This is a genomic window from Sphingopyxis sp. GW821-FHT12C06 (assembly GCF_058807415.1).
On the sequence record NZ_JBXAQR010000001.1, the window covers coordinates 1116419 to 1138841 of the forward strand.

A 22423-nucleotide genomic window follows, 5' to 3' on the forward strand; every position below is an offset into this window, starting at 1 on the left:
GAGGCGCCGGCGGTTTCCGATTTCCTGCTTTGACATGACGGCGGCCAGATGAAGTTTGCGTATATCCTGTTGCCCATGATGGCGCTGCTCACGGCTCCGGCCGCCGGGCAGTTGCCGGATGCCGCCGCGCCGGCGGCGCTCAAGGTGGAATATGCCACCGAGCCGCTCGGCCTGGACGAACCACACCCCAGGCTGGCGTGGCATAGTCCCGTGGCGGTGCAGCGGGCCTATCGGGTTCGCGTCGCGCGATCGTTCAGGGCGCTGACAAGCGGAGATCTGGTGTGGGACAGCGGACGGGTGCAATCCCCGGACAATGTCCAGGTGGAATATGCGGGGCCTCCGCTTCAGTCGCGCCAACGTTACTGGTGGCAGGTACAGGTGTGGGATGCAGAGGGGAATGCCACGGGCTGGAGCAGACCTGCCTTTTGGGAAATGGGGCTGCTCGGTGCATCCGACTGGCAGGCGCAATGGATTTCGGGACCACAGCGTCGTGATCATGACTGGGGAGATCTGGCGCTCGACACCGAGCTGACGTTGACGGGCAAAAGCGTCGATGTCCTGTTCCGCGCGCTGCCCAACGGCAAGACCTATGGCGACGCCTATGTCTGGACGCTGGCTGACGACAAGAACGGCCCCGAACTCATCCAGACGATTCGTCGTTATCCCGGCGGGACCAGTTCGGCGATCAAGATGGAACGGCTGGGGCAGGTCAAGCTGGCCGCACCGATCAAGGGGCGCCGCATCAAACTGTCCATTCGTGCAGAGGGCAGCCGGATCGTCACGCGCATCGATGGCGTGGTCGTTTCGACCATCGACAATGACGCGCATGCGCACGGCACGATCGGTTTTTCGGGCAAGGAAGCTGCGGCGGCGATCATCCACAAAGTTCGCGTCGCGGGTAGTCAGAGCCCGAAGGTGGCGATTGATTTTGCGGGCGGCGACAATCCCTTCACCGGCGGCAGCGTCGGGAACGACGGGCTGGTCGTCGCGAGCGGGGTAGGCGGGGTCGACATGGTCCTGCCGATCGAGGCGCCGGCACCCTTGCTCCGCCGTGCCTTTCATCTCGCGAAACAGCCCGGCAGCGCGCGTCTTTTTTTCGCGGGTGCGGGTATGCCGCGCCTGCTGATCAACGGCACGGTCGTGGGATCGTCGCTGGGGACGGGCTTTACCGCCTATGACAAGCGCGTGCTCAGTCATGCCTATGACGTGACCAGCCTGCTGCGCCCCGGTGACAATGTTATCGGCGCCGAACTGGGGCGCGGCTGGTACGGCCTGACCGATCCCAATGAATGGTATTTTCATGCAGCCCCCTGGCATGGCGAGCCCGCGCTGAAGGCGCAGCTTGAGGTCGTCTATGTCGATGGAACGCGTGAGACCTTCGCAACCGACGAAAAGTGGCGGACCATATCGGGACCGACGCTGAACGATTCGGTGCATCGCGGCGAACGTTTCGATGCGCGGCTTGTGCCAACCGGCTGGGACCGTGCGGGCTTTCGCGACAGGAAATGGAAGACGGCACCGTTGGTCGCAGGGCCGACAGGCGCTTTGTCGGGAGCGAATTCGGAAGACATCAAGCCGATCGAAGCCATTTCTCCCGTCTCGGTGAAGCAAATCGCTCCGGGAGTCCATGTCTACGACTTCGGCCGGATCATTGCCGGCTGGCCGGTGCTGCGGCTGCGCGGTCCGCGCGGGCTCACCGTGTCGATGGTTGCGAGCGAGCGTGTCGCCGACGATGGCAGGGTCGTCCCCGCCGCGGGGTTGATCGACGCACAACTCCAGACCGACCGCTATACGCTGGCGGGCAGGGGCGAAGAGACGTGGGAGCCGCGTTTCGGCTATCGCGGCTTCCGTTATGTGCAGGTTGAGGGTTTTCCCGGCGATCCGTCGCAAGGAGCCCTGATTGCGCGCATCGTTCATTCGGCGGTCACGCGGACAGGCAGCTTCACCAGCGCCAATCCGCTGCTCAACCAGATTGATGATGCTGCGATTGCGACGATCCTCAACAATATGCACGGTTTCGTCACCGACACGCCGACCTATGAGAAAAATGGCTGGACCGGCGATGCGCAGGCGTCGGCGGGCGCCGCCGCGAGGAGCCTCGACGTTGCGCGGGTCTGGACCAAATGGCTCGCCGATTTCCGCGATGCCCAGTCGGACAAGGGCGAGGTGCCCGAAATCGCGCCGACGACGCCCTTCTACGGCTATGAAAACACCCCCGGCTGGAACGTCATCTGGGGGCCGACGACGCCATGGGATGCGGCGGCGATGATCCTGCCGTGGGAGCTCTACGCGACCTATGGCGACACGCGCATCCTCGCCGAAAACCACGACATGCAGCGCCGGCTGGTCGACTATACCGCGACCTTCATCAAGGCGCCCGATTATTACCGTTCGGCGGGGCTGTCCGAATGGGCGTCGGCGGGCGGAATGGATTACAGCAATGCGCGCGGCGGCGGGATTGACGCGGTGACGACGGCCTATTTCTTTCACCAGGCTGATTTGCTTGCCAAATCGTCGGTGATCATCGGCAAGGCCGACGATGCCGCGCGCTACGCGAAGCTCGCTGCGGACATTCGCACCGCCTATAATGCGCGTTACTGGAACGGCGCCATGGGCTGGTATCGCACCATCGACAGCAAGGGCGCGGTTGGCCGGCCGACACAGGTGCAGAATATCCTGCCGCTTGCGTTCGGCATGGTGCCGCCGGGCCGCGAACAGGATGTCGCCAACGCCATCGCGAACGATGTCGACCAGCAGGGCATCCGGACCGGCGTCTATGGCGCGCGCTATCTGCTCGAAATCCTGAGTGACTATGGCCATGCCAACCTTGCGTATCGCGTCGCGACGCGCACCGATGAGCCGAGCTGGGGCTGGTGGATCGCCAATGGTCACAAAACGATGTTCGAGACGTGGAGCTTGAACAGCCGCTCGCGCGACCATCATTATTTCGCCTCGATCTCCGACTGGATGCGCCAGCGGCTCGCCGGACTGCGTCCGGGCGCGCCGGGATATAAGGTCGTGCAGGTCAAGCCCGCAATCCCTGATGATCTTGCCAGCGCGGAAGCATCGATGGACACGGTTCACGGCCGCGCCTTCTCGGGGTGGAAAGTCGACGCGGGCAGGCTGACGCTGACTGCCGAGGTGCCGGCGAACACGACGGGTGAAATCTGGGTGCCGACGCGCTTTGGCGCGGTTGTCGCCCCCACCGGTGCAGAATTGGTGCGGCAGGAAAAGGGCTTCGCCGTCCATCGCACCGGCCCTGGCCATTTCATTTTTACCACCGGAGGCACCAAATGATCCGCGGCATTCTCACCTTGTTCGCTGTTACCGCGTTGGCCTCCCCGGCTCTCGCGCAGCAGGTGGTGACCGATAGCGGCGCCATCACGGGCGCAACGGCCGACGGCATCGCATCCTATAAGGGCATTCCCTACGCCGCGGCGCCGGCCGGCGCGGGGCGCTGGAGCGCGCCGGCTCCGGTCGCGCCGTGGAGTGCGACGCGCGACGCGACCAGCTATGGCCCTGATTGCATGCAGAATCCGTTGCCTGGCGTTCAGGCCGGATCGCGGCCGATGAGCGAGGACTGCTTGACCCTCAACGTCTGGACGCCGAAGCCTGTCAAGGGCGCCAAGCTGCCGGTGATGGTCTGGATCCACGGCGGCGGCTTTGTCGGCGGTTCGGGGACATTGCCTGAAACCGATGGCACGGCGCTCGCACGGCGCGATGTCGTGATCGTCAGCTTCAACTACCGCCTCGGCCGCTTCGGCTTCTTCGCGCATCCTGCATTGGGCGCGGACGGAAACTGGGGCCTGATGGATCAGATCGCGGCGCTCAAATGGGTGCAGCGCAATATCGCTGCCTTTGGTGGCGATCCGGCGAAGGTCACCATCTTCGGCGAAAGCGCCGGCGGCGAATCGGTATCGCGCCTGATGGCGTCTCCGGTGGCGAAGGGGCTGTTCGCTCGCGCCCTCGTCGCCTCGGGCGGCGGCCGCGACGATTGGCCGACGCTCGCCGTAGCACAGGCGAAGGGGCAGGCGTTTGGTGCAGGCGCCAATGCTGCCGATGCGGCGGCGCTGCGCGCGCTCCCTGCGGACAGGATCCTCGGCACCATCTCGCTGATGAGCAAGGAAGAGGATCGTTATTCGGGGCCGATCACTGACGGGACGATCGTTCCTGCGGACGCCGACGCGATCTTTGCGGCAGGCAAGCAGGCGCGCATTCCCTATATCATCGGCAGCAACGACGATGAACTCGGCTTCATTCCCGCGCCCTTCCGCGCCATGATCAACGGCCCGGTCGAAAAGGGGCTGGGTGCCGCCGCAGCGACGGTGAAAGCAGCCTATGCCAGCGAGGATGAGGCGAACCGGCGGCTCGGCGGCGATGTGATCTTCGCCGAGCCCGCGCTGGCGTTCGGCCTGTCGCAGGCGCGTGCCGGGGCACCGACCTTCCTCTATCGTTTCGGCTATGTCGCGGAAGCCCAGCGCAAGCCCGACGTCGGTGCGGTTCACGCGTCGGACGTGGCGTTTCAGTTCGGCAACCTCGCACCCGACGCAACCGCCGCCGACCGCGCTGCGGCGAAGCGGATAGGCGACTACTGGACAAATTTCGCGAAAGCCGGTGACCCCAACGGCGGTGGGCTGCCTCTCTGGTCGCGGCTCGACCCCGCTGCGCCGCAACTGCTCTCGATCGGTATCGCCGTGACCGCAATGGCGCCCGCCGGCACCCCCGCTCTGACCGCTATCGCAGCCGCGCGCGGCGAAAAGAAGTGAAGGATATGTCGATGCGTCTTGTAACCCTTGTCGCCGGCGCGCTCGCCATCGTCGCGGTTCCCGCCTGCGCGTGGGAGGTGATCCGCCTGTCTTCGGACCCGGTGCCGGCGACTTCGAAAGAGGTCCGCGAGACCGGGGCTTTCGGGACGATCGTGCGCAATGTGTCCGACGCGACGCTGACGCCCTATGTGGTCGACAAACCCAACGGCACCGCAGTGATCGTCGCGCCCGGCGGCGCCTTTCATATGTTGTCGATCGACAATGAAGGCGAGGCGGTCGCCAAATGGCTGAATAGTCTGGGCGTGACTGCCTTCGTGCTCAAATACCGCCTGCTCGAAACCGGCGCCGACTTTCCGCTTCAGATGATGCGCTATATGAGTAATCTCGGCAGCTTGCGCACCGCGGTCGAACCGCTGCGCCCGCTCGCGACGGCTGATGGTGAGCAAGCGGTCGCATGGGTACGAAAAAATGCCGGCCGTTACGGCATCAAGCCCAACCGCGTCGGTCTGATGGGCTTTTCGGCGGGGGGTGCGGTGACGGTCTGGACGCTGGCGGCGAACAAGCCGAAGAGCCGTCCGGATTTCGCGATTGCCATCTATCCGGGCCTGTTGCCCGATACGATCGCCGTGCCGAAGAAGGCGCCGCCGCTGTTCGTCGCGGCGGCGAAGGACGACAAGCTGGCCTATGCCGACAGCGTCCGCCTTGCCGCGGCGTGGAAGAGCGGAGGGGCAAGCAGCACGATCGTCACTTATGAAAACGGAGGCCATGGCTTCGGCATGAAGAAAAGCGGCAAAGCGAGCGACGCATGGACCGGCGCAATGGCGGACTGGCTGCGCGGGCAGGGGCTGGTCGGCAAATGAGGACCGCATCACTTCTCCTGTGCGCCGGAACCTCGCTGCTTGCGGCTTGCACGGCGAATGAACCCGCACCGGCTCCCACGCCGGTCGCGCAAAAGATCGGTAGCTGCGAAGCCTTGACCGGCATGGCGCTGAAGGACGGCAAGATCGACACCGCCGTGTCGCTTGCGGGCGGAGCTATGGTCAATCTCGAAGCGGGCAAGCCGGGCCTTCCGGCGCCCGCCGCCTTCTGCCGCGTGCAGGCGACGCTGTCGCCGGTGCCGGGATCGTCGATCAAGGTCGAGGTGTGGCTGCCCGAACGGGCGGGCTGGAACGGCAAGCTGCTCGGCGCAGGCAATGGCGGCTTCGGCGCCAACATGCTGCTGCCGTCGCTGCTGATGCGCGGCGCCGTGCAAAAGGGCTATGCCGCGGTCGGCACCGACATGGGGCACTTCGGCGAAAGCGACGTTGACGCAAGCTGGGCGCTGAACGCACCAGAGAAGGTCCGCGATTATGGCTGGCGCGCCAATCACGTCGGCGCGGAGACCGCCAAGCAGGTGATCGCCGCCTTTTACGAAAACCCGCTCGCGGCGAGCTATTTCCACGGCTGTTCGGACGGCGGACGGCAGGCGCTGACTTTGGCGCAGCGCTATCCCGCCGATTTTGACGCGATCATCGCGGGCGCCCCCGCGATGCCGTGGACGCGCATGGCCAGCGCCTTCACCAGCAATGCCATTGCGGCCAACAAGCCGGGCGGCGACCTGCCGATGGCGAAACTGAAATTGCTTCAGAGCGCGTCGCTCGGGCAGTGCGACGCACTCGACGGGGTCAAGGACGGTGTGATCGACGATCCGCGCGCGTGTCATTTCGATCCTGCCAAGCTTGCGTGCAAGGGCGGCGAGGGGGCCGATTGCCTGACGGCCGGCGAGGTTGCGACCGCGAAGCTGTTCTACGAGGGCCCGAAGACCGCCGACGGCAAAAGCTTCTATCCCGGCTTCGCGCCGGGCGCCGAGGCCGAAGCGGGCACTTGGTCGCAGTGGCTGACAGGCAGCAGTTCGCAGCATGTGAAGTTCGGCACCCAGTTCTTCCGCTATTTCGTTCACGGCAACCCCGACTGGCAATTGTCCGAGTTCAATCTCGACCGCGACTATGCGCTGGCGAAGGCACGCGTTGGCGGCGATCTCGACGCCGACCGGACCGACCTCGGTGCCTTCTACAAGCGCGGTGGCAAGCTGATCCTCTATCATGGCTGGAACGATGCCGGGATCCCGGCGCAGAACACGCTCGATTATTACGAGCGTCTGGTCGCGGCGAACCCGAAGGCTGCATCGACATCGGTGCGCCTGTTCATGGTGCCCGGCATGTCGCATTGCCTTGCGGGACCGGGGCCGAACAGCTTTGACCCGCTTGGTGCGATCGACGGCTGGCGCCAGGGCGGTCCCGCGCCCGAGCGGATCGTTGCGACCAAATATGACAACGACCTGTTCGCCTATATCGGTCTTCCCGCAAAAGCGCAGCGGACCCGCCCGCTCTGCCCCTTCCCGAAGGTCGCGAAGTGGGATGGCAAGGGGTCGACCGACGATGCCGCGAGCTTTGCGTGCGAGGCGCCCGGAAAATGACTAGCCACGTCACGGGAGCGACCGAGCCGCCATTGATCGAGCATACCATTGGCGACGCGCTTTCGCTCGCCGCCGAGCGCTGGGGTGACCGCGACGCGCTGGTTTCGGTCGGGCAGGGCATCCGCTGGAATTTTGCCGAACTGCTCGAACGGTCCGACGTCTTCGCGGCCGGGCTGCTCGCGCTCGGACTCAATCCCGGCGATCGGATCGGCATCTGGGCGCCCAACTGCGTCGAATGGACGGTGACCCAGTTCGCGGCTGCGCGCGCCGGGCTGATCCTAGTCACGATCAACCCCGCCTATCGTCTGTCCGAGGTCGAATATACGGTCAACAAGGTCGGGCTTTCGGCGCTCGTCGCCGCGAGCAGCTTCAAGACCAGCGATTATCCCGCGATGATCGAGGAACTCGCTCCGGAGGTTGCCGCGAGCACGCCCGGCCAGCTTCGCGCCGAAGGCCTGCCTACGCTGCGTTCGCTGATCCTGATCGGCGAACAGGCGCGCCCGGGCTGGCTGCGCTTCGACGATGTGGCGGGGCAGGGAAGCGGCCCCGACCGGCGGCGCCTCGCCGCCATAGCCCCGACGCTGAGCCCCGACGATGCGATCAACATCCAGTTCACCAGCGGTACCACCGGCTTGCCCAAGGGCGCGACGCTCAGCCACCGCAACATTCTCAACAACGGCTATTTCGTCGGCCGGACGCAGGGGCTGGTTGCGAGCGACCGCATCTGCATTCCGGTACCGCTCTATCATTGTTTCGGCATGGTGATGGGCAATCTGGCCAGTATCACCCACGGCGCCGCGATGATCTATCCGTCCGAAGGTTTCGATCCCGAGGCGGTGCTGCGCGCGGTCGAGGCCGAGCGCTGCACGTCGCTCTACGGCGTGCCGACGATGTTCATCGCCGTGCTTGCGCATCCGCGCTTCGACGCGTTCGATGTCTCGTCGCTGCGCACCGGTTGTATGGCGGGCGCGATCTGCCCCGAGCCGTTGATGCGGCAGGTGGTCGATCGGCTGAACATGCGCGACGTGACGATCGCTTATGGTATGACCGAGACGAGCCCCGTCAGCTTCCAGACCGAGCCCGACGATCCCTTCGAGCGTCGCGTCGGTTCGATCGGCCGCGTCCAGCCGCATCTCGAATGCAAGATCGTCGACCTCGATGGCAATATCGTGCCCTCGGGCGAGCCCGGCGAACTGTGCACGCGCGGCTATTCGGTGATGATCGGCTATTGGGACGAGCCCCAGCGCACCGCAGACTCGATCGACGAAGACGGCTGGATGCATTCGGGCGACCTCGCGACGATCGACGAGCAAGGCTATGGCAATATCGTCGGTCGCCTCAAGGACATGGTGATCCGCGGCGGCGAGAATATCTACCCGCGCGAGGTCGAGGATTATCTCTATCGCCACCCCGCGGTCGAGGATGTCGCTGTGGTCGGGATCCCTGACGAGAAGATGGGCGAAGAGCTTTGCGCGTGGGTGCGATTGAAGCCCGACGCCACCGTCGACGCCGAAGCCGTACGCGAATTTTGCCGCGGCCAGATCGCCCACTATAAAGTCCCGCGTTACGTGCGTATCGTCAGTGAATTCCCCACCACAGTGACGGGGAAGGTCCAGAAATATCTGATCAGAGAGGCGATGGTCGCCGATCTCGGAAAGGAAGAAGCATAATGAAGACTGCCATGTTTGTTGCAGCGCTGATGGCCGCTGCCCCCGCTTTTGCTCAGGGCGCCGCCGCGCCGGCTCCGGCGCCCGCACCCGCCAGCGATGCGAAGTTCAACCTCGACACCCCGCTGCAGGACATCGTCGCCGACGAAAAGGGCAAGGCGGTGATCGAAAAGCATTTCCCCGGTATGATCGCGCTGCCTGAATACGAGATGTTCAAGGCGATCAGCCTGACGCAGCTTCAGCCCTATTCCAACGGCAAGATCACCGACGAAATGCTGGCCGCGACGGCCAAGGATCTGGCGGAGATCAAGTGATGAAGAGCCGGACAGCCTATCTGGCGGCAAGCTTGCTGTCTTCCACGGTGGCGCTGTCCGGCGCTCAGGCCCAGGAAATGATCTACAAGAATAAATCGGCTCCGCTCGAGGCGCGCGTCGACGACCTGATGGGGCGGCTGACGCTTGACGAGAAGATCCTGCTGCTCGCGGGCGAAACGTCGATGACGCTGAACCCGATCGAGAGGCTCGGCATCCCTTCGATCCGTATGACCGACGGGCCGACGGGTGTGCGTTCGCCCGACGGCAAGCCCGCGACGGTCTTTCCCGTTGGCGTCGCGATCGCAGCGACGTGGAACCCCGACCTGACCGCAAGGGTTGGCGCGGCGATCGGCAAGGAAACGCTCGCGCATGGCGCCGACGTGCTGCTTGCGCCGACAGTCAATATCGTGCGCACCCCGCGTTGGGGTCGCAATTTCGAAACCTATTCCGAAGATCCGTATCTCGCGGGCCAGATCGGGCTTGGCTATGTGAAGGGCGCGCAGGGCGCGGGCATCGGCGTGTCGCTCAAGCATTTCGCAGCGAACAATCAGGAAACCAACCGTTTCATCGTCGACTCTGTTGTCGATCAGCGGACGCTGCGCGAAATCTATCTCCCGGCGTTCGAGACGGTGATCAAGCAGGGCGATCCCTGGTCGGTGATGGCATCGTACAACAAGATCAACGGGACGCACGCGGCCGAGAACCGCTGGCTGCTCACCGACCTGCTCAAGACCGAATGGGGCTACAAGGGCTTTGTCGTGTCCGACTGGGGCGCGGTCCATTCGACCGCCACAACCGTTAACGCTGGCATGGACCTCGAGATGCCGGGGCCGCCGAATCATTTCGGGCCCAAGCTCAGGAAGGCCGTCGACGAAGGCAAGGTTACGACCGCACAGATCGACGACAACGCCCGCCGCATGGTGCGCCTGATCGTACGCAGCGGCGCGATCGAACGCGGCTTCGCGCGCCCGGTCGCCGAAACGACTCCGCGAAACGCTGTGCTCGCGCAAAGCGCCGCCGAAGAAGCGATTGTCCTGCTCAAGAACAGCGGCGTGCTGCCGCTCCCTTCATCGATCAAGTCGCTCGCGGTGATCGGCCCCAACGCCGATGTCGTGCGCATCCAGGGCGGCGGCAGTTCGGCGGTCGTGCCGTTCGAGACGAGCACACCGCTCGCGGCGCTCAAGGCCGCGCTGCCCGGCGTACAAATTGTCTATGCCCGGGGCGTCGACAACGAGGAAACACCGCCAGCCGCTAACCCGAAATTGTTCAGCCCCGGACAGGACCGCAGTGTCACCGGTCTTGCGGCCACTTATTACGCCAATGCCGACATGAGCGGCGAACCGGTGAAGCGCGAAACCGCGACAAGCTTTCTCAAGCGGATCAGCGGCAATATCGCCGGGCCGCAGGTAACAGGCTATGCCGGGTTCCGCTGGGAAGGTCTGTTCTGGCCCGACAAGAGTGGCACCTATGAATTCAGCACCCGCGGCACCGGCAATGCGACGATCACGCTCGACGGCAAGACCGTGCTGTCGAAGGAGAGCGCGTCGAAGCCTGACATTCGCGACGTGCTCGGTTTCCCGATCCCTCGCCGGACGGTTTCGGTCGAACTCGAAGCGGGGCGCAGTTATCCGATCCGTCTCGACTATGTGAACGGCCAGACCCCTTATGAATATCTGAGCTTCGGCATTCGTGAACCGCTGCCGTCGTTCGACGAAGCGGTCGTGGCGGCACGCGGCGCCGATGCCGTGGTGCTGTTCGTAGGCTCGTCCTCGACGACCGAGGGCGAAGGATATGACCGCACTTCGCTCGACTTGCCGGGTGACCAGAACAAGCTGGTCGAGGCGGTCCTTGCTGCCAACCCAAAGACTGCGGTGGTTGTCAACGCCGGGGCGGCGATGACGATGCCCTGGTCCGACAAGGCGCCGGCGATCGTCGATATGTGGCTGCCGGGCGAAGGCGGCGCAGCGGCGCTCGCGAATGTCCTGACGGGCAAGGTCAATCCCTCGGGAAAGCTCCCCGTGACCTTCCCCGCGCGGACCGAGGACGACACGATCAACCTCAAGGGCGCCAAGACACCTTATTCGGAAGGCCTGCTCGTCGGTTATCGCGGCTATGCCGCGCGCGATGTGAAGCCGCTCTTCGCTTTCGGCCATGGGCTGAGCTACACCAGCTTCGCCTATTCTGGCTTGTCGGCGCCGGCACGCGCCAAGGGCGGCGAAGCCCTTCCAGTCAAGCTAACTCTCCGCAACGATGGCAAGCGCGCGGGCAAGGAAGTGGTGCAGCTTTATGTCGCACCGGTCGCGGCCGTGGCGGGTGATCCGCCGATCGCGCTGCGTGGTTTTGCAAAGGTCGACCTCGCGCCCGGCGCGCGCCGGACGGTCAGCATAGCGCTCGATCCGCGGGCCTTTTCGCAATTCGATGCCGAGCGTGGCCAGTGGCGCGTCGTGCCGGGCCGCTACCGGATTATGGCGGGGTCGTCGTCGTCGGATATCCGCGAGGCCCGTGAGGTCGAGATAGGTTTGGATTGATGGCGGTCATATCGCAGGCAGGACATTCTGCCGAACAATCACTCGACCGTGACTGAGACGGCTATTGACGGTCCGCCTGTAACGCAATTCAGCCGAAAACGACCGGGTCACCGGCCGATCATCGCCATTCGTTAGTATGATCATCGATATCGGGAGTTGCAGCCGGAGCGCAGGCCTGTGAGCGGCAGCCTGTATCGCGAGGTTTGCCATGCGAAAATTGACGTCATCTTTTTTTGCGTCGCTCGCCGGGGCCGATTGACCTCCTGTCCGCGCAATCAACCCGGATCGGTCTTCAGTATCTGATATATCGTCCGGGCGGGCCCCGGGCGACATCCTTTGCTTCCTGTTTTTCAGGGCCAATCGTCCATCGCTGACGTGTGAGCGCTGCCGCGTGGTCAAAATGCTATTCGCCACGGGAGTGAACAGTGTGGCCACGAGCGTGCGCTTTACCGTCGTGGCTTGTTGGTTATCCTCAAGGACAGTTATCGGGCCACGCATCAAGAAGCCCGAGAGTGGCGGTCGAAACTGGCCGTGATGGGAAGGGAGAAATTATGGCATTTCGGAAAGCCGCGTTTGCGGCGGTCATGGTCACGACTGCGTTGAACTCGTCGATGGCATTCGCGCAGGAGGCGGATGACAAGGGGACGGCACTCAGCGAAGGGGAGATCGTCGTCACCGCGCAGCGCCGTGAAGAGCGGCTGGTCGATGTGCCGATTTCGGTTTCGGCGGTCAGTAGCGCGGCGATCGACCGGGCGCAGGTCCGGACCGTATCCGATATCGCGACCATCGTTCCCAACATCCAGATCAACGAAACGATCGGTAACAGCTTCGGACCGCTCATCACCATTCGCGGCCTGTCGCCATCGGCCGATACCAGCCTTGCCCGTGACCAGCCGGTCGGCCTTTACATCGACGGCGTGCCGATCGGGAAATCGACCGGGGCTGCCTTCGACACCGTCGATCTCGAGCGGGTCGAAGTGTTGCGCGGGCCGCAGGGTACTTTGTACGGCAAGAACACGATCGGCGGCGCGGTCAACCTGATCACCCGCAAGCCGAGCGGCGAATTCGGCGGCCAATTTCTGGCGGGCGCCGGGAGCTTTGGGCAGTTCAACCAGCGGATTTCGGTCGATCTGCCCGAAGTGGCTGGGTTTAGCGCCAAGGTGGGCCTGATCACCAAGCTCGACGGCGGTTATTTCCGTAACAACTTGCGCAAGGATAATTTCGGCGAGGAGGAGTTGTGGGCGGCGCGCGCCGACCTGTTGTGGCGTCCGTCGGACAGCTTCAGCGCGCTCTACAGCTATGATATTTCGGACAGCAAGGGCACACCGAACCAGCTCGCCGCCACCGCGGTCACGGGCTCGGGGGCGACCGCTTTCGTCAACGCCCTGATGGCGCCCTATGTCGTCACCGGTCGGACGCGTGAAATCGGGGCGCAAAGCGCGCTCCGCAGCGATTATCGCACCAACGGGCATGCGCTGACGCTTGAATGGCAGCCGGGTATCGGTGACCTCACGCTCAAGTCGATCACCGCGCGGCGAACCGCGATGACCCGGTCGGCGAGCGATTTCGACGGCAGTCCGCTCGACCTGCTGCGCATCATTCTCGACAATAATTACAAGCAGTTCACGCAGGAATTTCAAGCGATCGGGACCGTCGGCGACTTCAAATATACGCTCGGTGCCTTCTATCTCGACGACGACTATGACGTGTACAATCCGCGCTGGAACTTCCAGTTCGGCGGCAACGCCTTCGATATCAGCGAGCGCGGCGGCCATTCGAAATCCTATGCCGGCTATGGCCAGCTTGCGTGGACGCCGCAGGCGCTCGACGAGAGGCTGACGGCATCGGTCGGGCTTCGCTATACGCGCGAGTCCAAGAATGCTTACGAACTTCTGCTGTCCAATTCGGCCTATCGCACCAATCCGGCGGCGCCCGGTTCGGGCGTGTTCCTGCGCGACGCCAACGGCAATCCGGTCACCCGTAGTGGACAGCCCGCGGCCGGCGCGCGGCCGGGAGCTGGCGGGATCGGCTATACCGACCTCACCCCGCTCGAAAATTCGGGGGTGTGGAAGCGGTTCAATCCCGAATTCAACATTCTGTACAAATTCCAGCCCGATTTCTCGGTTTACGGACGCGTGGCGACGGGCTTCAAGAGCGGGGGCATCAACGATACCGCTGCGACGAACGCGGCCTTCATGACCTCCTATAATCCGGAAAAGCTGACGTCGTTCGAACTGGGTATGAAATATGGCGGCTTCGGCAATTTGCTCAATCTGAATGCCTCGGTCTATCACTCGATCTACAAGGATTTTCAGGCTGGTGTGCTCGTCCCCGCGCTGGTGACCACCAACATCATCAACGCAGGCAAGGCGAAGTTCACCGGCGTCGAGGTCGAGGGAACGCTGCGCCCCGTTGAAGGGCTGAGCTTCAATTTCGGCGGTGGCTATGTCGATGCGCGCTACACCGATTTCATCCTGCCCGACGGCACCGACGTCACCAAAACCTATGTCCTCTCGCGTGTGCCCAAATGGAATTATCAGATCGGGGCCCTTTATCGTCAGGAGGTCGGTGTCGGGCGATTGGAAGCGAGCCTGAACTACAGCTGGCGCAGCAGCCAATTCTCTTCGATCACGCCCGATCCGCTGTCCAAAATGCCATCCTATGGCCTGCTCGACGGACGCATCGCGCTCACCCGGATCGAACTTGGCGGCGGCACGACGCTCGAAGTCGCGGCATGGGGCAAGAATCTGACCGACAAGGAATATCTGGTCAGCGCGATCAACCTCGGGGTCCTCACGCTCGGCCAATATGGTGATCCGCGCAGTTTCGGCGGCGAAGTTCGTATCCGCTTCTGATCGCGGCGAAGCCGAGATGTCCGTGATATTGGACCCGCCGCGCACCGGGTCGCGGTGGGTCCTGCCCTTTCTGGGGGCAGTGACCTTCCTCACCGCGATCGGCAACATCGGGCTGGTGTCGGTGATGCCGACGATCGGCCGGTTGTTGCACATCCCCGATTTTCTGGTCGCGGGCATCTTCTCGCTGTCGGCGTTGACTTGGGCGATCAGCGCGCCCTTTTGGGTGTCGCGGATCGAGCGCAAGGGGCCGAACCCTTATATTCGCGCGGGTCTCGTCGGCTTTGTGGTGTCGATGGGCGGCTGTGCGCTGTCGGTCGAGCTCGGCCTGCTTGGGCTGCTTACGCCCTTCGCGGCCTTCCTGCTCTTTTCGATCTTGCGGTCGACCTATGGCCTCCTCGGTTCGGCGGCGGCCACCGCGACGCAGGCGCTGATCGCGGCGCAGACGGCCGGCGCGGCCCGGACGCGGGCGATCACGACGCTGGCCGGAGCGCTCAGCCTTGGCACCATCGTCGGGCCTGCGATCGCGCCCATGATGATCGTCGATCCGCTGGGGCCGCTCGGGCCGATGCTGGGCTTTGCGATATTTGGCGTTATCGCTTTGGCCGGGGCCTTTCTCTTTCTTCCGCGGTCCTCGTCAGGGACAGCACCGGTGCCTGGCGGCGCGCCGAACATCTCGCTCACGCGGGTCTGGCGGCGCAAGGGGATCGGTTCTTATCTGAGCTTCGGGTTGCTGCTCTGTTCGGCGCAGGCGATCAACCTTTACACCATTGGCTTCGTGATCATCGACCGCATGGCCGACGATCCGATGGCGGCGCAGCGGATGATCGGCATCGCCATGACCGCCGCCGCGATGGCCGCGCTGCTCGGTCAATGGGGCTTCGTCCGGCTGTTTTCTCCGTCGCCGCTCTCGATGATGCGGATCGGCACCGGTTTTGCCTTTGCCGGCAATCTCCTGGCCCTATCCCATGGCAGCGTACACGCCGCCGCGCTGGGCTTTGTCCTTGCGAGCTTCGGCTATGGCTTGGCGCGCCCGGGGTTCAGCGCGGCGGCGTCGCTCGCGGGATCGACCGAGGATCAGGTCGCGATCGCCTCTGCGATCACCTTCATCGCCGGCGCATCGATCACCCTGCCACCCGTCCTCGCGTCCGCCGCCTATCAATGGTGGCGCCCTGCGCCGTTTGCGATCGCCGCAGTGATCGGGGGCGCCTTGCTGTTGAGCCATCTGCTGCCCGTGCTGGCCCGGCATATTGTCCACAGCGAGCGATAGATCGTTCGCTCCGACCCGCTTTATCCGGCGGATGAAGAGCATAATGTCTGACCATGGCTGCACGGCCAATTCGCCCGTGCACAGAAACAAAAACTGGAGAGAGAGTGTGGATCGTTATCTTGTCATTTCGTCGGACGGTCATGTCGGTCTGCCCCCCGAAAAATATCGCGGCTATCTGGAATCGAAATATCATCAGCAGTTTGACGAGACGGTCGAGCTGGAGATCAAGGCGCGCGAAGAGCATGAAAAGCGCTTCCTGATCGACGACTTCAACAACAAGTGGCGCTCGCGTGTCGGCGACGGGCTGGAGGGCGCGTGGGACGGCACGATCCGCAACCGCGTGCTCGATGGCGACGGCGTCGCGGCCGAAGTCCTGTTTCCCGACGGGATCACCGAACGCAATGCGCCGCCCTTTGGTGCGGACATTGGCCTCCGCCCTTCGGCAGCACGGGCCGAACTGCAATGGGCCGGTGCGCGCGCGCACAATCGCTGGCTGGCCGAATTCTGTCAGGACGACCCGCACCGCCGCATCGGGTTGGCTGTCATTCCGGCGCTCTATGACATCGACGAGACCGCGAAAGAGATTGAATGGGCGAAGCGCCACGGCCTGAAGGGGGTGTTCTTCCCCGCGCTGACCGACGGGTTCGATCTTTATAACCACACCAAATATCATCGCATCTGGGCGATGCTCGAAGAAATGAACATGCCGCTTCATTTCCACTCAGGCGCCGCGCCCGCCTATGACACGACGCAGCCCGGCTGGATCGGCACCTTCCTGTGCGAATATGCATTCTGGATGACGCGGCCGCTGTGGGCGATGACCTTCGGCGGCGTTTTCGAAGAATATCCGAAGCTGAAGGTCTGCTTCACCGAAGCGGGCGGCGAATTCTGGTTCCCCTGGGTCACGCAGCTGATGGATGTTCGCGCTTCGGCCAAGCATACGAGCGGGAAACTCGGCGATTATTATGCCAATATGAGCATGAAGCCGAGCGAGTATTTCCAGCGCAATGTGTGGGTCGGCTGTTCGGCGCTGCCCGATGAGGAAACGACGCAGGCCTATTATGACATTGGCGTCGATCGCATCCTGTGGGGTACCGACTACCCGCATCCCGAAGGGACCTGGCCGCACACTTTCGAGAAAATGTCGGCCAGCCTCGGCGGATTGCCCGACGATGATATTCAGGCGATGCTCGGTATCAATGCGCTCGACGTTTATGATGTCGATGCCGATGCGCTGTGGAAAATTGCCGGTGAAATCGGTCCGCGCCGCGAATTGTTCGTCAAGCAGGCGGCCGAATAAGGTCACGACTGGCGTCCCTCCGATCTGGATTGGCGCATTCTGGAAGCCCCCTTCTTTCAAGGAGGGGGCTTCTGCCGCTATAGGCGATTGCATTCGGGCAATGCGCTGATAGCATCCTGTCCTTTAGGGTGGATTGATGTCGAGCTGGCGCGGGATTGAGGAATTTCTGGCGGTTGTTGATCAGGGCAGCTTCACGGCCGCGGGTGATCGGCTCGGCCTTTCGAAATCCTATATCAGCAAGACCGTGCACGAACTGGAAGAGCGACTGGGCGTCCAGCTGCTCGTCCGCACCACCCGCCGCCTGTCGCTGACCGGCGCGGGCGAAAGCTTCCACCGCGAATGCGCCCAGCTCCAGCAACGATTGAGCGAAGTCGAAAAACAGGTCGGCCTCTATAGCACCCATCCCGTGGGCCGGCTGCGCATCGGGCTCAGCGATATCTTCGGTTCGGATTATATGTCGGGTTTGCTGGCCGAGTTCAGCGCCGAGCATCCCGGGATCATGATCGAACCGATTGCCTATCTGAACGAGAATGAGATTGTTCAGGAAAGCTTCGACATCGTCATCCGCTATGGCGCGTTGCCGAACTCGAATTTGCGCGCACGCACCTTTGGCTATCTGGCCTATTGTCTGTGCGCGACGCCGGCCTATGTCGCGGCGCACGGCTGGCCGAAAGCGCCTGAAGACCTGCTGGAACATGATTGCCTGACCGACCGCAGCGGATCGATCAATTTCAACGGCGATGTCTGTATCCGGGTTCAGCCCAAATGGGCCAGCAACAGCGGCATCGCCCTGCGCAGCGCGGCGCGAAAGGGGCTGGGCATCGCCAGCCTGCCGGTCATGGTCGTCCGTCAGGATCTGGCCGAAGGACGGATGGTCGCGCTGGAGGAGGAATGGTCCTTCTATGACCGCGAGTGCTGGGTCGTTTATTCGCCGGGCATCATGTCGGTCGCGACGCGTGCGTTCATCGATTATCTGGTGCGCAAGACGGGGCGGACGAAAATCCGTCCCTCGATGGCCGCGTCGCTCGTCGCGCGCTACTAGGAGTCACGTCTGAATCCGGAGATTGTTCGCGAGCAGGCACAAACTGTGCGCGATTTTGATCTTACCTCTTGGCGAACAGACGATACACTTCCCGGACAAAGGCCATCGCTCAAAGATGGCGTGAACTGGGAGACTGACCTTGTCTAAAGTCGATCGCTTTCCGATGCCCATTCCCCATGGCTGGTTCGGAATAGGCTATGGCGCGGATCTCGCGATCGGCGATGTCCGGTCGGTCCGCTACTTCAGCCGTGACCTGGTCCTGTTCCGCAATGAGCAGGGGGAGGCTGGCCTTCTCGACGCCTATTGTCCGCATCTTGGTGCGCATCTGGGGCATGGTGGAACGGTCGAGGGCGACAGCATTCGCTGCCCCTTTCATCACTGGGCGTTCCGGCCCAACGGCTTTTGCAGCAGCATTCCCTACGCCAAGGCTTTTCCGCCGCGGGCAAAGCGCGAGGCGCTCGCCCAATCCTATCCGGTGGTCGAAAAGAGCGGCGTCATCTGGGCCTGGTATCATCCCGACGAAATCGCGCCGACGTTCGACGTCATCGATTATCCGGAATTCACCAATCCCGAATGGGCCGAGCCGATCAAGCGCGAATGGCGTTTCGCCAGCAATCCTCAGGAAATTGCGGAAAATGGAGTCGACGTCGCGCATTTCGCTTATGTCCATTCGATGGATGCGGTCCCGGAAGGTGAGACCGAGTATGATGGCGTGCAGCGGCACAGTGTTGCGCGGGGGCATCGCACCATCGATCTGCCGTCGGGCGAGCGCAAGCAATTGCCCTATTCGGTCGACACGCTCCAGAACGGGGCGGGGCAGAAGTTCACGCGGCTGAGCGGGCTCGTCGAGCTGTCGCTTCTGGTCATCGCCACCCCGGTCGAAGCCGACGACGTCGAACTGCGCTTCTGCTTCACCCACCCGAAGGTCGCGCCGGGCTCGCCCGAAGAAAAGGCGATCGAGGCGGCAATCGAGAGTACCTGCGGACAAAAGGGCGTCGAGGGCGATATTCCGATCTGGCACAACAAGATCCACCGCGCCCGGCCGTATCTGTGCGATGGCGACGGTCCGATCCTGCGTTTCCGCCGCTATTTCGAGCAATTTTATATCGATGGGCCCGACGGAAGCCGCCTCGTCGAGGCGGCCGAATAAACCCTCCGCGCACGCGGAAAATCCTCACTGCCAAACATCTGCGCCTGCGGGCGCCATAGGGAGAATTGCGATGTCCAAATTGCGTTATGTTCAGGGTCCCGTTGAAACCCGTGCGCCAGGCATGCTGCGCAACACCGTCTACGGGATTCGCGCGACATATGAGACCGATCCTGAAATCATCGCGGCGCTGCTGCCGCAGCCGCTGGTCGCGACCGCAAAGCCCGAAATCTGGCTGCAGATGGTCCATGTGGCGATGCATGTGACTGAAACCGAGACGATCGAAATCGGCGCGCTGACCGTCGGGGTCAGCTGCACCCATGAAGACGCGCCGGGGGCCTATTGCTTTCACATGGCGATGGAGGGTGAGTCCGTCGTCACCTCGGGCCGCGAACGTTTCGGCGAACCGAAAAAGATCGCCGAGACGCATTTCGAACGCAATGGCGACCATCTGCGTGCGACCTGCTCGCGCCACGGCATCGCCTATTTCGAAATCGAAGGTACGATCGGCGAAGCGATTGATGCGCCGCTGAAATTCGAAGAGCATCTGTTCTGCTACAAGGGCATGCCGTCGATCGATCAGCCGGGCCAGTTCGACGGCGACGTCTTCCTCACCCGCCTCAACTGGGAACGCAATTACGCCGCCCGGCGCGCGATGACGGGGACGATCACCTTGCGCGATTCGGCCTTTGATCCGCTTGCCGATATCCCCGTTCGCCGCATCACCGACATGCAATATGTCGAGGGCGGGACCGCGACCGGCGGCACGCTGCTGTGCACGGTGCCGGGCGAATGGATCGCGCCGCACTGGGTCGGGCGGAACGACGATCCGCGCAATGTCGGCTTCGACGTCAGCAAGCGGAAGGCCGCCTGATGGACGATTTTTCCGGCCGGGTGGCCGTCGTTACCGGTGGGGCGAGCGGGGTTGGCAAATGTTTGTGCGCCGACCTCGCCCGCGCCGGGGCGCATGTGGTGATTGCGGACATCGATCCGGCGCGGCTCGAAGCCGTGCGCGGAGAGATCGATGCGCTGGGTTCGGGGCAGGTGCTTGCTATCGCCTGCGACGTGACCAAGGAAGCGTCGGTGCGAGCGCTGGCGGATCAGGTCTTTGACCACTTCGAGACGGTGCATATCCTGTTCAACAATGCCGGGGTCGGGCTGGGCGAGGCGCAGCGCAAGCTGTGGACGCTTCCGCTCAGTGACTGGCGCTGGGGCATCGACGTCAATGTGCTCGGCGTCATCCACGGCATTGCGGCTTTCGTGCCGCGGATGCTCGAGGCGGGGCAGGAGGGCGTGGTCGTCAACACCAGCTCGACCAACGGCGGGCTGCGCTCGCTTCCCAACACCCCCATCTATGCCGCGACCAAGGCGGCTGTGACCAGCATCTCTGAAGTGCTCCACCAGCAATTGCTGCGCGAAGGCGGCAAGCTGCGCGCCGCCACGCTCTTCCCCGGGCCGCACACGGTCAACACGGCGATCATGGCATCGGGTGAGGTCCGCCCGGCGGATTATGTCGAGAATGAAGCGCAGACCAAGGTCGCCTATCGCACGATGGAAGATCTGGTACGGACGACCGGGCTCAAGCTCAAGCTGACCGAGCCTGCGGAGGTATCCGCCTTCGCACTTGACGGCATAAGGGCGGGACGCTTCTGGTTGTTGCCCGCAAGTGAGGAGAATGACGTGCTGATCGCCGCGCGAACCGAGCAGATATTGGCGCGGCGGGACCCGCCGTCGGCATGGTAACCGTCGCGGCGGCCGAAGGGCAAGGGGTGCCGGAGGGCGCAGCGACCAAGGGCGGCTTCTACCGCTGGATGGTCGTCGCGATCCTGTTCGTCGGCTATTGCTTCAGCGCGATCGATGCGCGTGTGCTGACGCTGATGGTCGAACCGATCCAGCGCGACCTGCGGCTCAGCGATTTCGAGATCAGCCTGCTTCAGGGCTTCGCCTTTTCGCTGCTCTACAGCATCGCCGCACTGCCGATCGGCCGGTTCGTCGATCGCACCAAAAGGCGCGCGACGCTGATCGTCTGGGGGGTCATTTTCTGGTCGGTGATGACCGCCGCCTGCGGCTTTACCAGCAGCTTCATCGGGCTGTTCCTTGCCCGCGTCGGTGTGGGGGTGGGCGAAGCCACGCTCAGCCCGACCGCCTATTCGCTGATCAGCGATTATTTCGAGCGCCGACGACGGGCGTTGGCGATCAGCTTTTATGCGATCGGCTATCCGATCGGCGGCGGGCTGGCGCTTTTGATCGGGGGCTGGCTGCTCGCGCGCTTCACCAAAACCGGTGGCGCTACTCTGCCGTGGCTCGGCAGTTTCGAACCATGGCAGATGGTGTTCCTGTGCGTCGCGGCGCCCGGAATACTCGTCGCCGCGCTGATGATGACGATCCGTGAGCCCGCCCGGCAGGAGCTGGCCGCGAACCTGTCGGCGCAAAGCAGTCTGCGCGAAGGCTTTGACTATATTTCCGAACGCTGGGCGCTTTTCGGCTCGCTGATCGGTTCGCTCGCCCTGATTGCCCTTTTGGCGATCGGGACGGCACTCTGGTTTCCGACCTTCCTGATCCGCAGTTACGGCATGAGCCCGGCCGAAGTGGGGATGTCCTACGGGATGGTCATGCTGGTCTGCGGCACCACCGGCACTTTGGCGGGCGGCTGGTTTGCGGGGCGGCTGATGCAGAGCGGGCGGGCCGATGCCAATATGCGCGTCGTGCTGATCGCGACCTTGTTGAAGGGGGTGCCGCTGGTCATCGCGCCGCTGATGCCGACGGCCTTTTGGTCGTTGGTCATGATGGCGATCGGGACGCTCATCGGACAGGCGTCGCAAGGGGTGATGCTGACCGCGATTCAGGATGTGACGCCCAACCAGTTACGCGGGCAGGTCACCGCCATATCCTTGCTGTTCGTCAATCTGGTGGGGATGGGGCTGGGCGCCAGCGTCATCGCCGCGATCACCGATTTCGGTTTCGGCGATCAGGCGGCGCTCGGCTATTCGATCGCGATCGCCGGGGCGGTCGTGCTGCCGTTGATCATCGGCCTGCTTCTCGTCGCCCTGCCGCACTATCGCCGCGCGATCGAAGGGTGATC

At 63.5% G+C, this 22423-nt stretch carries 15 protein-coding genes; all 15 read left to right on the forward strand.

The annotated features are described in order from the left end of the window. Window positions 1-48 precede the first annotated feature (48 nt). The 15 genes from AC1RRJ_RS04990 to AC1RRJ_RS05060 all read left to right on the forward strand — a co-directional run bounded on the left by AC1RRJ_RS04990 (window position 49) and on the right by AC1RRJ_RS05060 (window position 22421). Window positions 49-3297 carry a family 78 glycoside hydrolase catalytic domain gene (locus AC1RRJ_RS04990; protein ID WP_493120609.1) on the forward strand — a complete coding sequence of 1083 codons (3249 nt, stop codon included), beginning with the start codon at window positions 49-51 and terminating at the stop codon, window positions 3295-3297. Further along, window positions 3294-4766, forward strand: a complete 1473-nt coding sequence (locus AC1RRJ_RS04995) for a carboxylesterase/lipase family protein (protein WP_493120610.1) — start codon at window positions 3294-3296, stop codon at window positions 4764-4766. Before AC1RRJ_RS04990 ends, AC1RRJ_RS04995 begins: the two co-directional genes overlap by 4 nt. A gap of 11 nt (window positions 4767-4777) precedes the next feature. Beyond that, entirely contained in the window at window positions 4778-5626 is an 849-nt protein-coding gene (locus AC1RRJ_RS05000; RefSeq protein WP_493120611.1) for an alpha/beta hydrolase, read from the forward strand. Continuing rightward, the gene (locus AC1RRJ_RS05005; RefSeq protein ID WP_493120612.1) at window positions 5623-7221 is read left to right on the forward strand and encodes a tannase/feruloyl esterase family alpha/beta hydrolase; all 1599 of its coding nucleotides are present in this window, start codon (window positions 5623-5625) and stop codon (window positions 7219-7221) included. The genes AC1RRJ_RS05000 and AC1RRJ_RS05005 overlap by 4 nt, the downstream gene beginning before the upstream one ends. Then, on the forward strand, window positions 7218-8891 hold the full coding sequence (locus AC1RRJ_RS05010; protein WP_493120613.1) for an AMP-binding protein: 1674 nt from the start codon (window positions 7218-7220) through the stop codon (window positions 8889-8891). The genes AC1RRJ_RS05005 and AC1RRJ_RS05010 overlap by 4 nt, the downstream gene beginning before the upstream one ends. Beyond that, the gene (locus tag AC1RRJ_RS05015; protein WP_493120614.1) at window positions 8891-9202 is read left to right on the forward strand and encodes a hypothetical protein; all 312 of its coding nucleotides are present in this window, start codon (window positions 8891-8893) and stop codon (window positions 9200-9202) included. Before AC1RRJ_RS05010 ends, AC1RRJ_RS05015 begins: the two co-directional genes overlap by 1 nt. After that, window positions 9202-11730, forward strand: a complete 2529-nt coding sequence (locus tag AC1RRJ_RS05020; RefSeq protein ID WP_493120615.1) for a beta-glucosidase — start codon at window positions 9202-9204, stop codon at window positions 11728-11730. The genes AC1RRJ_RS05015 and AC1RRJ_RS05020 overlap by 1 nt, the downstream gene beginning before the upstream one ends. Window positions 11731-12281: 551 nt before the next feature. Beyond that, a complete protein-coding gene (locus AC1RRJ_RS05025) occupies window positions 12282-14585 on the forward strand; it encodes a TonB-dependent receptor (RefSeq protein WP_493120616.1) in 2304 nt (767 codons plus the stop codon). Between the two features lie 16 nt (window positions 14586-14601). Next, entirely contained in the window at window positions 14602-15852 is a 1251-nt protein-coding gene (locus AC1RRJ_RS05030; protein WP_493120617.1) for an MFS transporter, read from the forward strand. A 106-nt stretch (window positions 15853-15958) separates the two neighbouring features. Further along, window positions 15959-17152 (forward strand): amidohydrolase family protein, encoded by a 1194-nt coding sequence (locus tag AC1RRJ_RS05035; RefSeq protein WP_493120618.1) that lies wholly within the window; start codon window positions 15959-15961, stop codon window positions 17150-17152. Between the two features lie 136 nt (window positions 17153-17288). Further along, window positions 17289-18194: a LysR family transcriptional regulator gene (locus AC1RRJ_RS05040; protein WP_493120619.1), complete on the forward strand. Its 906-nt coding sequence runs from the start codon at window positions 17289-17291 to the stop codon at window positions 18192-18194. A 139-nt stretch (window positions 18195-18333) separates the two neighbouring features. After that, entirely contained in the window at window positions 18334-19344 is a 1011-nt protein-coding gene (locus tag AC1RRJ_RS05045) for a Rieske 2Fe-2S domain-containing protein (protein WP_493120620.1), read from the forward strand. A gap of 70 nt (window positions 19345-19414) precedes the next feature. Next, a complete protein-coding gene (locus AC1RRJ_RS05050) occupies window positions 19415-20215 on the forward strand; it encodes an acetoacetate decarboxylase family protein (protein WP_493120621.1) in 801 nt (266 codons plus the stop codon). Next, window positions 20215-21084: an SDR family NAD(P)-dependent oxidoreductase gene (locus tag AC1RRJ_RS05055; protein WP_493120622.1), complete on the forward strand. Its 870-nt coding sequence runs from the start codon at window positions 20215-20217 to the stop codon at window positions 21082-21084. Before AC1RRJ_RS05050 ends, AC1RRJ_RS05055 begins: the two co-directional genes overlap by 1 nt. Then, window positions 21078-22421 carry an MFS transporter gene (locus AC1RRJ_RS05060; RefSeq protein ID WP_493120623.1) on the forward strand — a complete coding sequence of 448 codons (1344 nt, stop codon included), beginning with the start codon at window positions 21078-21080 and terminating at the stop codon, window positions 22419-22421. Before AC1RRJ_RS05055 ends, AC1RRJ_RS05060 begins: the two co-directional genes overlap by 7 nt. Window positions 22422-22423 lie beyond the last annotated feature (2 nt).

Coding starts and splice junctions, on each gene's coding strand:
- AC1RRJ_RS04990 (WP_493120609.1), top strand. CDS start 49: ATGAAGTTTGCGTATATCCTGTTGCCCATGATGGCGCTGCTCACGGCT.
- AC1RRJ_RS05020 (WP_493120615.1), top strand. CDS start 9,202: ATGAAGAGCCGGACAGCCTATCTGGCGGCAAGCTTGCTGTCTTCCACG.
- AC1RRJ_RS05030 (WP_493120617.1), top strand. CDS start 14,602: ATGTCCGTGATATTGGACCCGCCGCGCACCGGGTCGCGGTGGGTCCTG.
- AC1RRJ_RS05055 (WP_493120622.1), top strand. CDS start 20,215: ATGGACGATTTTTCCGGCCGGGTGGCCGTCGTTACCGGTGGGGCGAGC.
- AC1RRJ_RS04995 (WP_493120610.1), top strand. CDS start 3,294: ATGATCCGCGGCATTCTCACCTTGTTCGCTGTTACCGCGTTGGCCTCC.
- AC1RRJ_RS05015 (WP_493120614.1), top strand. CDS start 8,891: ATGAAGACTGCCATGTTTGTTGCAGCGCTGATGGCCGCTGCCCCCGCT.
- AC1RRJ_RS05000 (WP_493120611.1), top strand. CDS start 4,778: ATGCGTCTTGTAACCCTTGTCGCCGGCGCGCTCGCCATCGTCGCGGTT.
- AC1RRJ_RS05060 (WP_493120623.1), top strand. CDS start 21,078: ATGGTAACCGTCGCGGCGGCCGAAGGGCAAGGGGTGCCGGAGGGCGCA.
- AC1RRJ_RS05025 (WP_493120616.1), top strand. CDS start 12,282: ATGGCATTTCGGAAAGCCGCGTTTGCGGCGGTCATGGTCACGACTGCG.
- AC1RRJ_RS05010 (WP_493120613.1), top strand. CDS start 7,218: ATGACTAGCCACGTCACGGGAGCGACCGAGCCGCCATTGATCGAGCAT.
- AC1RRJ_RS05050 (WP_493120621.1), top strand. CDS start 19,415: ATGTCCAAATTGCGTTATGTTCAGGGTCCCGTTGAAACCCGTGCGCCA.
- AC1RRJ_RS05040 (WP_493120619.1), top strand. CDS start 17,289: ATGTCGAGCTGGCGCGGGATTGAGGAATTTCTGGCGGTTGTTGATCAG.
- AC1RRJ_RS05005 (WP_493120612.1), top strand. CDS start 5,623: ATGAGGACCGCATCACTTCTCCTGTGCGCCGGAACCTCGCTGCTTGCG.